At 41.4% G+C, this 15,728-nt stretch carries 11 protein-coding genes; 4 read left to right on the top strand and 7 right to left on the bottom strand.

All coding sequences use genetic code 11. The annotated features are described in order from the left end of the window. Positions 1–439: 439 nt before the first annotated feature. Positions 440–1,795 (bottom strand): RIP metalloprotease RseP, encoded by a 1,356-nt coding sequence (gene rseP, locus ACVBDY_RS02215; protein WP_447173839.1) that lies wholly within the window; start codon positions 1,793–1,795, stop codon positions 440–442. A 340-nt stretch (positions 1,796–2,135) separates the two neighbouring features. On the opposite strand from rseP, the gene ACVBDY_RS02210 reads away from it, so the two are divergent. The 3 genes from ACVBDY_RS02210 to ACVBDY_RS02200 all read left to right on the top strand — a co-directional run bounded on the left by ACVBDY_RS02210 (position 2,136) and on the right by ACVBDY_RS02200 (position 4,840). Continuing rightward, positions 2,136–2,960 (top strand): thymidylate synthase, encoded by an 825-nt coding sequence (locus ACVBDY_RS02210; RefSeq protein WP_447173838.1) that lies wholly within the window; start codon positions 2,136–2,138, stop codon positions 2,958–2,960. Between the two features lie 914 nt (positions 2,961–3,874). Beyond that, entirely contained in the window at positions 3,875–4,258 is a 384-nt protein-coding gene (locus ACVBDY_RS02205; RefSeq protein ID WP_447173837.1) for a 2TM domain-containing protein, read from the top strand. An 84-nt stretch (positions 4,259–4,342) separates the two neighbouring features. Next, positions 4,343–4,840 carry a dihydrofolate reductase gene (locus tag ACVBDY_RS02200; RefSeq protein ID WP_447173836.1) on the top strand — a complete coding sequence of 166 codons (498 nt, stop codon included), beginning with the start codon at positions 4,343–4,345 and terminating at the stop codon, positions 4,838–4,840. 178 nt (positions 4,841–5,018) lie between these two features. Here the strand turns inward: ACVBDY_RS02200 and ACVBDY_RS02195 are convergent, their stop codons facing one another. Then, on the bottom strand, positions 5,019–7,400 hold the full coding sequence (locus ACVBDY_RS02195; RefSeq protein WP_447173835.1) for a GumC family protein: 2,382 nt from the start codon (positions 7,398–7,400) through the stop codon (positions 5,019–5,021). Positions 7,401–7,412: 12 nt separating this feature from the next. Then, positions 7,413–8,210: a polysaccharide biosynthesis/export family protein gene (locus ACVBDY_RS02190; RefSeq protein ID WP_447173834.1), complete on the bottom strand. Its 798-nt coding sequence runs from the start codon at positions 8,208–8,210 to the stop codon at positions 7,413–7,415. A gap of 490 nt (positions 8,211–8,700) precedes the next feature. Between ACVBDY_RS02190 and ACVBDY_RS02185 the strand changes: the two genes are divergently transcribed. Continuing rightward, positions 8,701–9,702, top strand: a complete 1,002-nt coding sequence (locus ACVBDY_RS02185) for a mannose-1-phosphate guanylyltransferase (RefSeq protein WP_447173833.1) — start codon at positions 8,701–8,703, stop codon at positions 9,700–9,702. A gap of 13 nt (positions 9,703–9,715) precedes the next feature. Here ACVBDY_RS02185 and ACVBDY_RS02180 read toward each other — a convergent pair whose 3' ends face one another. The 4 genes from ACVBDY_RS02180 to ACVBDY_RS02165 form a co-directional block, all read right to left on the bottom strand. Next, the gene (locus ACVBDY_RS02180) at positions 9,716–11,110 is read right to left on the bottom strand and encodes an undecaprenyl-phosphate glucose phosphotransferase (RefSeq protein ID WP_447173832.1); all 1,395 of its coding nucleotides are present in this window, start codon (positions 11,108–11,110) and stop codon (positions 9,716–9,718) included. 851 nt (positions 11,111–11,961) lie between these two features. Next, positions 11,962–13,044, bottom strand: coding sequence for a glycosyltransferase (locus ACVBDY_RS02175; protein WP_447173831.1), 1,083 nt, complete (start codon positions 13,042–13,044; stop codon positions 11,962–11,964). Next, positions 13,041–14,252: a glycosyltransferase gene (locus ACVBDY_RS02170; RefSeq protein ID WP_447173830.1), complete on the bottom strand. Its 1,212-nt coding sequence runs from the start codon at positions 14,250–14,252 to the stop codon at positions 13,041–13,043. The genes ACVBDY_RS02175 and ACVBDY_RS02170 overlap by 4 nt, the downstream gene beginning before the upstream one ends. Positions 14,253–14,292: 40 nt before the next feature. Next, positions 14,293–15,720, bottom strand: a complete 1,428-nt coding sequence (locus ACVBDY_RS02165) for a GH39 family glycosyl hydrolase (protein ID WP_447173829.1) — start codon at positions 15,718–15,720, stop codon at positions 14,293–14,295. Positions 15,721–15,728: the final 8 nt, after the last annotated feature.

The raw sequence follows: 15,728 nt of genomic DNA, 5'->3' as shown, positions 1-15,728 counted from the left end.
TGAGCTAAGGAGGAAGGTATTTTCAATATTTTACGTCTAAGAACATTTTATTCCCTATCTCTCTAACTCGAACCAAGTCCGATAAATCGGGACTCTGATTAGCAGTCTGATGCGCTAACCTCCCGATAACTATCGGGATGAGCTAAGGAGGAAGGTATTTTCAATATTTTACGTCTAAGAACATTTTATTCCCCATCTCTCTAACTCGAACCAAGTCCGATAAATCGGGACTCTGATTAACAGTCTGATGCGCTAACCTCCCGATAATTATCGGGATGAGCTAAGGAGGAATTTCTGCACTTTATTTCAAAAATCATTTTCCCCGGAAAATCCTTTATTGTAAAGGATGCATCCTATTGCTTTTTTACCAGGCGGGTGCAAATATATATATTATTTTTATTTTTCGCACCAAATAAAAAAGGTTTTTTAGAAGGAAAAATTACTTGAATAACCACCTGTAAATGTCGTTACCATTGGCAAACAATACCAGGGCCATAAGCAAAAAGAATCCGGCGATTTGTGCGTACTCGAGGAACTTATCGCTCGGTTTTCTTCCGGATACAATTTCATAAAGCAGGAACATAACATGTCCGCCGTCCAGTGCCGGAATAGGCAACAGGTTCAGCACGCCGAGCATGATAGACAAAAGGGCGGTAATTTCCCAAAATGCCTGCCAACTCCAGGTTTGCGGAAAAAGGTCGAATATGGCCTTAAATCCTCCTACGCCTTTATACGCACCGGTTTCGGGAGTAAAGATCATTTTCAGTTGTTTACCATAACTCAACACGCGGTTTTTCCCCCTGCTTATCCCCTCGGGGATAGACTCCATAAAACTGTACTCTTCCCGGCTTACTTTATATACCCCCAATCGTTCCAGGTCCTGGAATCCGAGTCCTGACGCAGGAGCTACCCCCATCTTTCCTTCTTCATTGATCTTCAGGTCTATTTTTTCTTCCTTATCCTTTCGAAGCACCACTGCGGGCACCGTTTGCCCTTTCATTCCTCCTAATTTTCCGATGACTTCATCCGCATACGAAATTTTCTTCCCGTTAAGTTCCACCAGGATATCCCTCGGTTTTAAAACCCCGGTATTGGGAGAATCTTCGGGAACCTGGGCTACTATAAGCGGAATACGCAAATTCAGTATCGGGGCGCGCCCCTCTTCTTCCCTGCTCTGCATCAGGCGATCTATGAAATCCACCGGCATGGTTATCGTTTCCTGACTTCCGTCCCGTTCTACGGTCACCTGCTTACCGAGCAGAAAACGCTCCGTAGACCCATAGAAATCCTCTACCGGTTTACCGTCTATAGACACCAGCTTATCCCCGGTGCGGAACCCTATATCTTCCAGGGCACTGTTGGTCACCCAGATACCGTCTTTTACATCGCTGTTTTTAATATAGTAATCGCCATAAGCATAGGCGATGCCTATATATATGATAAATGCCAGGATAAAGTTCACCGTAACCCCGCCCAGCATAATAATGAGTCGCTGCCATGCCGGTTTGGATCGGAACTCCCACGGTTGTGCCGGTTGCGCCATCTGCTCTTTATCCATACTCTCGTCGATCATACCGGATATTTTTACATATCCTCCCAGGGGCAGCCAGCCTATACCGTAAACCGTATCTCCTATTTTCTTCTTAAAAAGGGCAAAATTCACATCAAAGAACAAAAAGAATTTCTCCACCCGTGTACCAAAAAGCCGCGCCGGGATAAAATGCCCGAACTCGTGCAACACAATCAAAAGAGAAAGGCTCAATAAAAACTGACTCAGTTTAATAACTATATCCATCGTATTATTTTAATCATCTAAAACGCACAAAAGTAATCTTTTCGGTTTACTTAATAAAACTTATTCCACACAACCCCCGGGGTTTTAAGAATGTTTTAGGTTTCATCCCTTCGGCTAGTGGCCTAAAAGATTGAGTGGAGATTGATCCGGCTACGCCGGGAGATTTAAGGAGATTAAAATGCTTAAAATCAATCTCCCGATGGCTATAGGGATTCAACCTCCCGTCAATCTTCTTCAATCTCTTATAAAAAAGTTGATAAAATATGAATAATTTTAGTAAGGCATTTTCCGGCTGTTCAAACGTATTCCCTACTTTTACCCCTGAAATCTTTTGGCTGTTATGAAGCAATACCATCAACTACTGAAACATATTTTAGAACACGGAAACGATAAAGGAGACCGTACAGGCACCGGGACCCGGAGCGTTTTCGGGTACCAGATGCGATTTGACCTTAGTGAAGGCTTTCCCCTGGTAACTACCAAAAAACTGCATCTCAAATCCATTATATATGAGCTTTTATGGTTTCTTAAAGGCGACACAAACATCTCGTACCTGCAGGAGAACGGGGTACGTATCTGGAATGAATGGGCAGATGCTAAGGGTGACCTGGGACCGGTATACGGACACCAGTGGCGCAACTGGAACAGTAAAGATATCGACCAGATCTCAGAAATCATAACGACCCTGAAAAACAATCCGGACAGCCGCCGTATGATCGTAACGGCCTGGAACCCGGAAGTACTGCCGGACACCTCGGTGTCTTTTGCCGAAAACGTAGCCCACGGCAAAGCCGCGTTACCTCCCTGCCACGCGTTCTTCCAGTTCTATGTGGCAGACGGGAAACTTTCGTGCCAGCTCTATCAACGCAGTGCCGATGTCTTTCTCGGGGTACCTTTTAATATCGCCTCCTATGCACTGTTCACCATGATGGTGGCCCAGGTATGCGGATACGAAGCCGGGGATTTTATCCATACTTTCGGGGATGTACATATATACAACAACCATATGGAACAGGTAAATTTGCAACTGAGCAGGGAACCGAGGCCATTACCCAGGATGATACTGAACCCCGATGTTAAAAACATTTTCGATTTCCGCTTCGAGGATTTCACCCTTGCGGATTACGACCCGCATCCGCATATTAAAGGAGCGGTCGCTATATAAAGCCCGGGAGCCTTTTAGTTTAGTAGTTGTTAATTTTCTCACCTCGTTATTCATTTGTTGAGGTAGCTTATGAGCTATTACACAAAGATGCACGGAGAATTCCACAGAGAGACACGGAGCCGGAACTTTTCAGAAGAAATCTTTCCCGTTTTGGGACATGTTTTGAAGGTTTGTTTTTTTAGTACATGACCAAAATTGTTTTAACCTGGTTTCCCGGAAAATCAGTTTTACCCCTCCCGATAAGAATATCGGGACTAAAGGGAGCCTGATTTTCCTCGAAATTGAATAGTTATCATGTACTAAGGTTTTGTTTATTAATAAGAACAAATAGCAATTATCAGGTATCACTACCCACCCATTTATCCGCTTCACTGATCTTACCCACCCGCAGTTTAGGATTTTTCAATCAAAAAATGTGTAAATTTGCTATAGGCATACGAGTCATGGTCAAGCCCTGAGACCGGTCCTTTTGCCACCGGTGACATATTTTATTCTGTGGTTCTCTGTGAATGCTTTGTGCAATTTTGTGTCATAATTATTTCACAGAGATACACAAAGGACCCACAGAGTTTCACAAAAATGTTATAGATGTCATTGTCAATTTATGCGGTTGTCCGAATGTTTTCGCTACCCATGACGCATTTTTATAAAAATTGAATTTCAAACACATAAACAACTGTCAGGTCGAGCGTAGTCGAGACCTCTTTGAGAGACCATTCGAACTAAAAAGCCCTCGACTACGCTCGGGCTGACAGATACGTCATCTCAATTGATGCGGTTGCTAAAACGTTAGCTCTCGGGGTGACAGAAGGAGCATCATTTCAATTTATGCGGTTGCCAAAATGTTAGTTCTCGCAGTGACGTTTTCGGACTATCGGGCTTATATCAGATCATCTTATAAAACTATAATGCTTATGTTATTCAGAAATAAGAAAACCAAAAGGGTAGACGAGGAACAATACGAGCTTCTCAGGAACGCAGAAGCCAGGATACGACAGAAAAGGAGATTGTATTACCACTTCGTCATTTTTCTCATAGGCAGCGTTTTCCTTATCATCGTCAACAAAATCCTGAAGTACGGGGAACAGTACAACTGGTTTGTCTGGGCCATTACGCTTTGGGCATTTTTCTTTGTGATCCATTTCTTTAATGTGTTTGTCACCAACCGGTTTATGGGAAAGGAATGGGAAAAGATACAGCGTGAAAAGCTGATCCTGAAACAAAAAGAACGAATAGCCCGGCTGGAAAAAGACGTCGAACAGGAATTCCTCAATTCCGACCTGGATAAAACGGAATAAATGTGTTAATTGGTCAATGTGATAATTAGCATTGGCACATTATCACATTTACTAATCATCAAATTGGCTAATTAAAATAAAAGCATGGTAACCATAATAGCTGCTGCGGCAGAAAACAACGCCTTAGGAAAAGACAACGACCTCGTATGGCACCTGCCGGACGACTTTAAGCGCTTCAAGACCCTGACTACCGGGCATCACATTATCATGGGGCGCAAAACCTTTGAAAGTTTCCCCAAGCCCCTGCCCAATCGTGTTCACATTGTAGTGAGCAGGCAAAAGGATTACAAAAAAGAGGGGTGTATTACAGTGCATTCCATCGAAGAAGCCTTAGCGCTTGCCAAAGAGGACAACCAGCCTTTTATTATTGGTGGCGGGGAAATTTATCGCCTCGGCATGCCCTATACGGACAAAATAGAACTGACCAGGGTGCACGGTGAATTTGAAGCGGATACGTTCTTCCCTGAAATCGATCCGGAACAATGGGAATTAACCGCTTCCGAACACCATTCCAAAGACGAAAGACATAATTACGACTTCACCTATCTTACATATATCAGGAAACCCGGGACCGGGAAATAAAAAATCTTCGGGTTATACTTTAATTCCTATACTCCTTTGTGCCTGCTTTGTGAGGCTCTGTGGTAAATAAAGCCCACAGCAGACTTTTTTCTCTATAAGGTTCCCAAAAAACAAAAAGGCTGTGCAATTACACAACCTTTTCAGAGCTTAGAGACAGAAAAATATTTACATTTTTCCGCTAATTGTATTTCTTCATGATTTTCTTCCACCAGGGTTTTACTTCCTGGCCATAACCATAACCATAACCGTAACCGTAACCTTTTTTGGAATCGGAATCATTGATCAGCATCGCCATGTTGGGTAAACGTTTTTCCCTGTAGAGATTTTCCGGGATTACCAGTAAACGCTTGTCCAGGTAGCCTGCACGGCATACGTACACAAATACATCCGCATGCTTGCTGATAAGCAAAGTATCCGTCACCAGGCTTACCGGGGCGGTATCCACAACAATATAATCATATTTTTCTTCCAGTTCTGCGAACAACTTTCCGATCTTGTCACCCATCAGCAACTCTGCCGGGTTGGGAGGAACAGTACCGGAAGTAAGTACATCCAGGTGATCAAATCCTTCTTTTTTAAATTTAAAGATCATGTCATCCAGAGATGTTTCGCCGTTAGTAAGGTAATTCGTGAGCCCCCGGGAATGCGGGAATTCCACATATTCCGTAAGCTTGGGGTTCCGGATATCCATACCCACAATCAACACTTTTTTACCCGACAACGCCAATGTTCCCGCCAGGTTGATAGACACAAAGGTCTTTCCTTCCCCCGCCACGGTTGAAGTTACAAATATCTTTCTTGCCTTATCACCGCTTATATTGGCCAGCATAAAATCCAGGTTGGTCCGCAAAATACGGAAGGCTTCCGCTGCACTGGTACGGCTGTCCATAGAAATAATCTCTTCATTGCTCAGGGACTTGGGGATATCTCCCAGGAAAGGCACCGTAAGTTTGCCTTCCACATCTTTACGTCCCTGCACCTTGGTATCCAACAGATCCTTTAAGTAAATTATCCCGAACGGGATCAAAAGCCCCAGGATAAATGACCCCAGCAGGACAATCTTCTTCTTAGGCCACACCGGCTGATCCGCGCCATAAGCGGAATCTATCACCTTGGCATTGGGAGCGGTTACCGCGAGGGAAATAGCAGTCTCTTCTTTCTTCTGCAACAGGTAGAGATATAGTGTTTCCTTGATTTGCTGTTGTCTCTGTATTCCTCTATACGCCCTTTCCTGTTCCGGAACGGCAGATATTTTAGAGTTTAAAAACTGTTCCTGTCTTTTTAATTCGTTTAGCGTGATGGTTTGAGAAGATTTCAGGTTGGCAAGAGTTTGCCTCAAATTCCTTCGCATCTCCGTAATCTGCCCGTCCAGATTAATGATCGTAGGATGATTTTCCGTAGAACTGCGCAACAGACGATTTCGTTCCTGTACCAGGCTGTTATACTCTGCAATCATAGGGGCGCTATTACCGTCTTCCGCACCTATGTTTGCGGGAATAAGGCTCCCGTTATTATTATTTTTATCCAGGTATTCTATCAGGTAATTCGTAAGCTGCAATTCGGTCTCCGCCACTACAATCTGCTTTTCGTACTCGCTGGACGTACCGAGAAAAATATTTGCCTCCGAATTGATATCCGTCAGTTTATTGGCCTGCTTAAAGTCCTCCGCATCACTTTCCACATCTCCCAGTTGCCTTTCGATTACTTTCAGCCTGTCATCTATAAAATCCGCCGTGTTCTTGGACAACAGGTTTTTATCGGCCACAACATCATCATTATACTGCCGGATAAGGGCATTCAGTATATCCTCTCCTTTCTCTTTGACGGCGTGGTCCAGGCTCAGGCTTATAACACTGGTGTTTTTGTTTACCGGGCCTATTTCCATCCAGTTCTGATAGGCCTGAACTACCTTACCCAAGGGGCGGACCACCACCACAATCTCTTCCCCAATAGGCTCCTCGCTATACTCCAGGTGCGGTATTACAGTAAGATTTCCCAGGTCCGAGGGCACCGCCTTGCCAAAATCGTATTCTCCCTGATTTTCCCCGTCCTCATCCATCAAAACAAAACGGTTCTCCGTTGCTATCTTTACGGTAAATGTCGTGTCCACCTGGTACAAAACGGAATCCGGCATAGAAAAGTTGACCTTAACCGGGGTTTTTTTATACACCTCGCGCTCTTTTATTCCTTCATTTACAAAATAGGAGATATTATGCCCCCCCTGCTTGATCACATTCTCCATCAAGGTCCTGGACTTTAATACCTCTATCTCGTTATCCACGCTATTGGTACTATTACCAAATAACACCCCAAGATCTTCAAAAGCTGACATTTCTGAAGACATTCCCCCGGATGTCTGGTCATCCTTAATGACAATAGTTGCCGTAATACTGTATTCCTCGGTTGCGTATTTCAGGTACACCAAAGCTATTATACCACATAACGCTACACTTAGGGCAAACCATTTCCACTTCAGGAGATACGGTTCCAGCTGATCGCGCAGATTGATATCATCTTCACCTGCCGGGTGTATGGGCTTCATTTCTTGATCGGATTGCATATAAAATAGGTATTATCTGGTCAATACGGATATGAGTGTTATGATTACGGAGGCCAAAGACACATAAACCGCAGAGTTTCTATTAAAGGCAGACGACTGCACCTGTGCCCCATTGGGCTCTACGTAAATCAAGTCATTCTGCTGCAGGTAGTAGTAAGGAGACTCCAGCATGTCTTTTTTGGTCATATCCACCCGGGCATACGTTTTCTCCCCGTTTTTATCCCGGATGACGAGGATATTATCCCTTTTACCGTACACCGTTAAATCCCCGGCCAGACCAAGAGCTTCCGGGATCGTTATACGTTCGTTGGGAATGGTATAGGATCCCGGCCTGGCAACCTCTCCCAGCACGGTTACCTTATAATTCATTATACGAATATTAACTATGGGGTCTTTAACATAATGTGCTATTTTGTTTTTCAGGAAATTAACAGCTTCATTCCGAGTCATCCCCCCCAGCTTCACCGTCCCGATTACCGGAAATTCAACATTCCCCTTATTATCTATCAAATAGGTTTGATACTGTCCCTGGCCTGCAGTTTTCCCGGTTGATCCCATATAGGCCACAATTGGCAGGTTAAAGGGGGCCACCGTTTCCAGGTCAAAAGCAGAGACCGTAATCGTCAGGAGATCATCCGGCTGCAACACAGGGTCATACACCACCTCACTGGCCAGCTTGTCTATTTCCTCTATATCCTGAAAATATACTATCTCTTTACGGCTGGCACAAGAAGCCATAAAAAGAACAGTTAAAAGTAATATGCAAAAAACCGGGGTATGACGTTGCACTAAAGGTTTTAATCTCATCATCTGACTTTTATAGCTTCACTTTTTTAACGGTTAAACATGGCAAAGCGTATATATTATTGCTGCAAATATAATATTTGTAGTGAATATGCGCCTATAATTCTTTAAAACATGTCATACATCTAAATATTTCCATCAGGCTTCACATATGGACCATTTAAAAAACAATATACACAATTTCATAAGTTATTTCTTTCAAAATGAATCGTATTACACGCTCAAAATAAAGATTTTTTTTCGATAAAAATTTATTTTTACCGTTAATTAGTTATGATCAAAAATCGCTTTTCCCAATATGTCAAAAATAAACCTAATATTTTTAAGCTACCCTAAAAAAATAAAGAGTTTGGTTACAAAAAATAAATATTAATTAAACACCATCTCTCTTATAGTTCTTATTTTTGTAAGAAATATATTCGTCATCAGATGACGACAGGGATATTCTACACAATTTTGAACCGTACATATCGTTTATGAACAAAACTTATAACTTATGCAAAAGGTAGTCCATGTTATTCTCACAGGAGGCGTAGGAAGCAGGCTTTGGCCACTGTCCCGGAAATCTATGCCCAAACAATACATCAGGTTGTTTTCGGAGTTTTCATTACTCGAACAAACCATACTGAGGAATACGGCCTTTGCTGACAAGTTATTGATCGTCGGAAATATGAATAACACGGCACTATCCGAGGCTTCTGTCCGAAGACTGGACATTAAACATGCTCAAACAATTGCAGAAACAGCCCCCCGGAACACTGCTGCAGCTATCGCTTTTGCCGCATTTGCATCCCGTTCCGAGGACCTTCTCCTGGTTACGCCTTCAGATCACGCCATTGACGATGATGACCTCTACCAAGAAAGTATTAACAGGGCTATCCATATTGCAAAACAGGGATATATCGTAACTTTTGGAATTAAACCCGAGAAACCGGAAACCGGTTATGGCTATATAGAATACAGCGGTGAAAATGTATTGTCATTCCGCGAAAAACCGGATGTGGAGACCGCCCGGGAATTTTTATCCAAGGGCAGCTTTTTGTGGAATAGCGGCATGTTCTGCTTCAAAGCAGGTCTGTTCCTGGAAGAACTCAAACTGCATGCCACGGATGTATACCAAGCTGCGGAAATGGCCTGGAAGCACAATAAAAACGGATTACCGGACAAAAAACTTTCCTTACAAATACCCTCTATCAGTGTGGATTACGCCGTAATGGAAAAGAGCAAAAAAATAAAAGTCATAGCGTCTCACTTTCGGTGGTCCGACCTGGGCTCCTTCGAATCCCTGTACAATTTCCTCAAAGAAAAAGGGCATCAACCCGATGCCCATGGCAATATGGTTATCGGAACGGACAAGCATACCTCGTTCATAGGGCTTAGTGACGTGATCTTTGTAAACACCCCGGATGCCAACCTCATCCTGACTAAGGAAAGATCACAGGACGTAAAACACCTCTATACCGAGCTGGAGAAAAATAGCTCCTCTCTAATAGAATAGTCCTTACCTGGATTCAATAGGCTTTTTCTTCCCCTTTCGCAACATTCCACACCGTGAGAAAAATAATCTTCAGATCCAGAAAGAACCTCCAGTTTTCCAGATACCAAATATCACAGGCCACCCTGTTCTTGATATCCGCCTCACATTCTATTTCACCCCGATAGCCGTTTACCTGGGCCCAACCGGTAATGCCGGGGCGTATAAGCTGGCGCACCAGGTAATTATTTATGATCTTGCTATATTCCTCATTATGTTTCATCATATGCGGACGGGGACCAACTACCGACATATGCCCCAAAAGCACATTGTAAAACTGCGGCAATTCATCCAAGCTCGTTTTCCGCAAAAATCCGCCTATCGGGGTTATCCTGTTGTCATGTTTGGTCGCCTGGACCTTATCGGAGTCCCGGTTGACATACATACTCCTGAACTTATAACAATAGAACTCTTTCTGATCGCGCCCCAGGCGTTTTTGTTTAAAAAATATAGGCCCCCTGGAATTCAGGCGGATTAAAACAGCAATTACAGGGAAAAGCCAACTGCATATCAACAGCAATACCAGGAAACTGAACACCACATCAAAGAACCGTTTAAGCATACGGTTGGGAAGTTCTTCCAGCGGTTCTTTACGCAGGGAAGCTGTCGGGATATTCCCGAAAAATTTAAACTCATACCTGTTGTGGAACTGGTAGTGAAAATCGGGAATAATCCGGATACGGATGCCGGCCTGGTCTATAAGTTTTACCATATCCTCTACATGCTGCCTTCCGTACCTGGGGTCCGTAAGAATTATTTCATTGAGTTTATGCTGTTTTAATATCTCTATCAGGTGATCCGGGTCTCCCAGGTAGTCTTCTTCCAGGTTCTCATTTTCCTCAGCATGCATATAACCTACCACGCTATAGCCCATCTGCGGATTATAACGGAACATTTCAGAAAACTGTTTTGCGGTTTCCCCGGCCCCCAGCAGCACCACCCTGCGTAAGTTATAACCTTGTTTGCGAAGATAGACCACTACCTTGTTTACAATTATTTTTTCTATAGTGAAACCGATCCCCAGAAAAAGAATATAAAACAACACAAATGTCCTGGACAAAAACAAAAGAGAACCCGACAAAAAATAAAACAATAACAATACCATGGCCTGCACAGCCAGCCCCTTATAGGTTTTAATAAGTATAAGGGGTAATATTTTTTTCTGGTAATACGCCTTATACAACCCGCTGTATATTCCGTAAACACACCAGGCCAGAACGAGGAGAATAAGCAACAAAACTTTCCGGTTCATCTGGAAGGGTAAATCATCAAGGCCCTCCAGGCCATATAGCGTACCGAAAAAAGCAAAGACTATAATGGTCAAATCCCCCACAAAGGAGATCAAAAACAACTTGTTAAAGTAGTGTCTCATATCGTAAATTTGCTCTTATAACTCTTTTTTTACCCATTTCAGCGTTACAGATCCGTTTATCCATATTGTGATCAATATATCTTTATGCGAAGATAAGGATTAAACACTACTTTAACACGTTTTTTCTTTCTTAGAAAAGCTATTTATCCGCTAAAATAAAACATTTTCTTATTTCAATCTTCCCCTTCATATGAATTAAACATTATATAAACATGGCCATTGCTCAATCTATCCGTTCCCTGAAATGTGCACTTTTTTAGCGGGCTGTTTTATTAAAACCAAACATCCATTCCAAAAACGCAGCAACCCGGTACTTATTATTTTGAGAAACAATTTATTCGATTATAATTACAAAATGCGCATAACCATCACTCCGGGTAAACATATTATGGGGCCTTCCCTGCGTTGCACAGCTTTTGATCAATGTAGGTGGTAAAGCACAGGCCATTGATCATATATTTTCGCATACCCATGTAAAACATTAAAAAACAGAAATATACACCTTACGACAGGTTAGTGACGGACGGGAATGTTATAGAAAGTTCAGGATTATTTTAAGTACTACAATACCCAAAGAATACACCAGAGTATCGGCCTGCATCCTTCGTTAACGGTATATCACAATTGTAAAACAAGTGAAATGAGAAATAATAAGGCCTATCAGGCCTTCAACAAGAAAAAAAGTTGTCAGCCTTTCCCAGCCCCCTCTTTCAACATCATCTTTTATTTACTATTAAAAAACGCCCTCCAAAGGATGGCGGGGAATTATATTTGACCCTGCCAATCGGCAGACCGGTATACAAATTAATCCCGCACTGTTTCTTACTCCATCAAATTAAAACATATAGATGTCACTTGATAACTTGAGTTATAAATTCCCCGAACTCTGTTTGAAATCTCTTTTTAGAGAATTTCAATGCTGTTTCTCGAATTTGTTGTTTATTGTAAATGGAAGATGAACTTTCAAAAGTATCTAACATGGTGTTGAGGGATTCTGCGGTTTGGCGTTCATAGCATAACCCGTTTGTGTCATTGATAATTTCTTCAGCAGCCCCCCCTTTAAATGCTATCACCGGAACACCGGTTGCATGCGCTTCTACCAGTACAATCCCAAAATCCTCTACTCCGGCATAAACGAAAGCTTTTGCCTTACTCAACAAGTCATGTGTTTTATTTTTATCGAGATAGCCCGTAAACTCGATATTCGAAGTGGCCATTGATCTCAGTTTTGAAGCTTGTGTGCCATCACCGACCACAATTAATCTCTTGCCATTTTGGGAAAAAGCATTTACAATAACATCAAATCTTTTGTAGGGTTCAAGCCTACCTACTGTAATATAATAATCACTCGACTCCTCTGAGATCGTAAAGTCTTCCACGTCCACCGGGGGATAAATAACAACACTATCCCGGTTATAGTGTTTTTTGACCCATTGTTGCACAAATATGGAATTAGCTATGAGATGATCCGGGTTCTGAGCACTCTCAACATCGAACTTTTGCAAATAACCTTTGAGGAAAGAAAATAATTTTAAAGGGCCTTTGAAATAGAGGTCAGCTTCTTCCCACACATACTTAAAATTACGCGCTTGCAAATAGCACACATGGATCTCCCCTCCCACACGATAGCCTTTACTGATGGCCCAGGACGAACTTACCACTAAGTCCACTTTGTTCTTACCTGTCTGCTTATTAAATAGTTTTACGATGTAAGGAAAAAGAGGCATCAACATCCTGAATTTAGTTTTGGTCATTAATTTAGATGTAATAACCTTAACTCTTTTTCCTGCAAAAGTTTTTAACTGGTTTTCCCCAGTCATTACATTGACATAACTATAGTAATAATCAAAGTCAAAAATTTCATTAATAGCAGTTGCTACGCGTTCCGCTCCACCATATTTATCCAACCAATCGGTTATAAAAGCTTTTTTCATGAGCCTTGAAATATTTCCATTATATTATGTTCAAATGTGTCAATTGCAAATTTTTCCCTGTTAGGGAAATCAATGAATCCGGGCTTTTCCGTATGAATTTTTAAAAACAAATTATACAAAGCAGAGGAATCATTACTCTCGTAAACAATTCCATTGTGATTATCTGAAATTATTTCACGCACCCCGGTTACATCTGCGGCTATATTATAGAGGCTGCAAATAGAGCTTTCAATCAGCACCGTCGGAAGTCCTTCGGATGATTCGATATAATCGCCAAATCCATTAAAGTTATTTTTCTCTTTATCAACCGTCGGAAACATAAAATAGTCCGCAAAATTCATCCAGGCCAGTATATCATTTCGCCAGCCCATCCAGAAGATACGGTCACTTAATCCATTTTCGTTACAATACTTAATCAATTGCTTTTGGTAAGAAATTTCGGCATCAGTTTTTGCAGCGCCACATAAAAATAAAACGGAGTTCGTTGCCTGCGGAGTAGTCTTTAGGTATTTCACAAAGCTGTATATGAGATGATGTACTCCCTTATGGGGCTTCATGAGTCCGGCATATAAGAAAGACGTATATTTTGACGAATCATCTTTTAGCAATGCATCAGCTTCAGATCTCACTTTTGATATGTCTATCTTTTCCTGGTATTGTACAAAATCAATACCATTATATAAAACCCTCTTTTTTCCCGATTCAGGCAGCGATTTGAGAACGTCCTCACTTACACAAAGCGTGTGTGTAAAAACTTTCAAAAAAAGCTTTGAAAGTCTCCCTGGGAGTCGATTTTTTCCGTGAAAATGCAACACACTGGTCTTTCGAAAGAAAATCACAGAAGCGAGCATCATGGTGGCTCCTCTGGGATCGCAGCAATACAGGTAGTCGTAATTTCTAAAGTTAATTTTAAAAATACTTCTGACATAAAAGGGTAAAAGCCCCACAAACAATGCTTTAAGAAAGGTTTTCTTGGTAAACCACGAATCTTCATCCCCGTATTTCAGCAAGACATCATGTGCCTTAATAGCCGTAAATACATCTACATGGCCGGAAAAGTTTTTTTCTATATTTCCAAAGCGGTCATCTACAGACAATAAAGTAACATGAAAACCATTCTCCTTAAGAATCTTACAAACGTTTAAGCTAATACGCTGTGCTCCGCTAAAAAAGGGATATGACTCAAATACTAAAACTTTTTTTGACATCTACAGGAAGATAGGGGGACGTTGATTAAACTTCATTGCATTAAATCTTTGTTATTTTAACTAAGCAAACAGATTTTCCTTTCACGTCGTCCAAAAGTATTTCAAGACTATTCTCCCTAAAAGAAACCTCATCGGAAGACTGTAAAATCGGTTTTTCCAACTCTTTATCACCGGAATCAGGTATACTATAACACGCTACCTTAACTTTATCATTTGCAGAAAAAGGAGTTTCAGAACCTATATTTTTCAATTTAATAAATGTATTTGAAAAGGATTTACCCTTACCGGTCCCGACCAATACATTAATTCCTTTATCCGAACTATAGGCAAAAGATATCAATTCCGGACTATCACTATCACTCTGTAATCTGGATTTCGTACTCTCTGCGTAATATTTATACGCCCACCAGATAGATCGCGGTTTACCATTTTGGCTTAAAAGACCATCCAGTGAATTATTAAAGCAATCCGACTTCTTATTGCTGTTTCTCCAACAGGCCTTACACGCTCCATCAGCTCCACCATCTTCTAATTGTTTAAAAAACAACAATGCCACCGAAGGAGAGTATTTGGAAGCATTTCCCATCATTTCATTGATAATGATTTTTTTTGCCCCTAATTTTTTATTATTGTTAATCCAATTTTCCCGAGCCCATTCTAAATTTTCTTTTACTTTGTAAATGGTCTGTTCTTTTTTATTCTCGTTTTCATGCCAACTGATAACATCTAGACGGATATTATTTTCTATACAAAAATTAAAAAAACGACTTAAATACCGTTTGTCAAAACGGGATATTGAGGGACCGGATATTATAGCCTTATCTCCTCCGGGCAAGGATCGTATCTTATCATGAATAGTTTTAAATACTTTAAAAAATTCTTCTTCAGTTCCACTCCAATAATCACGGAGATTCGGTTCGTTCCAAACATCATAAATAGCATTATTCCGGTGTTTGAGGTAAATTTTTTCAACTATTCCCAACAACCCCTTATCGTTCCTCGCCGGAGCCCTCCATTTCTTATTTTTATACTCCCTAGGATAAGAATAAAAACTCCCCAATGTAAGTATTGGCTTTGCATTTTGTTGCCTAATCCCACTGAATGTCCTTTGTTTCATAATTGGAGGTAAAGAACTCTTTCCCACTCTCCAGTATTTAGGCTCCAAATTATCTATAAACTGTTGATCCGGTTTGGCGTTATTAAAAGAGTGTAAAAAACCGACCATGGATTTTACATTAGTTTCCTTTTGAGCTACATCTACTGTAATATTCCTTGATGCCCTTTGTCCTGCACTCTTCGTTCTATTATTCTCTCCAATCTCTGTATTTTCAACGGATACTGAATCCTGACTCATCGAAACCACAAGAGATAAATTTTCATCGTCCTCTGCTGTGGCATTATACCATGTTACTCCCCCTACACATACGCATACAAATACTATCAAAGAAACCTTAACTTTATTGTTCATAATCACAC

This window comes from Sinomicrobium halophytocola, assembly GCF_052983395.1.
The sequence above is the reverse complement of the archived record's forward strand: the minus strand, read 5'-3'. Positions and strand labels throughout refer to the sequence as shown.

Coding starts and splice junctions, on each gene's coding strand:
- ACVBDY_RS02210 (WP_447173838.1), top strand. CDS start 2,136: ATGAAGCAATACCATCAACTACTGAAACATATTTTAGAACACGGAAAC.
- ACVBDY_RS02165 (WP_447173829.1), bottom strand. CDS start 15,720: ATGAACAATAAAGTTAAGGTTTCTTTGATAGTATTTGTATGCGTATGT.
- ACVBDY_RS02195 (WP_447173835.1), bottom strand. CDS start 7,400: ATGCAATCCGATCAAGAAATGAAGCCCATACACCCGGCAGGTGAAGAT.
- ACVBDY_RS02180 (WP_447173832.1), bottom strand. CDS start 11,110: ATGAGACACTACTTTAACAAGTTGTTTTTGATCTCCTTTGTGGGGGAT.
- ACVBDY_RS02200 (WP_447173836.1), top strand. CDS start 4,343: ATGGTAACCATAATAGCTGCTGCGGCAGAAAACAACGCCTTAGGAAAA.
- ACVBDY_RS02185 (WP_447173833.1), top strand. CDS start 8,701: ATGCAAAAGGTAGTCCATGTTATTCTCACAGGAGGCGTAGGAAGCAGG.
- ACVBDY_RS02190 (WP_447173834.1), bottom strand. CDS start 8,210: ATGATGAGATTAAAACCTTTAGTGCAACGTCATACCCCGGTTTTTTGC.
- ACVBDY_RS02175 (WP_447173831.1), bottom strand. CDS start 13,044: ATGAAAAAAGCTTTTATAACCGATTGGTTGGATAAATATGGTGGAGCG.
- ACVBDY_RS02205 (WP_447173837.1), top strand. CDS start 3,875: ATGTTATTCAGAAATAAGAAAACCAAAAGGGTAGACGAGGAACAATAC.
- rseP (WP_447173839.1), bottom strand. CDS start 1,795: ATGGATATAGTTATTAAACTGAGTCAGTTTTTATTGAGCCTTTCTCTT.
- ACVBDY_RS02170 (WP_447173830.1), bottom strand. CDS start 14,252: ATGTCAAAAAAAGTTTTAGTATTTGAGTCATATCCCTTTTTTAGCGGA.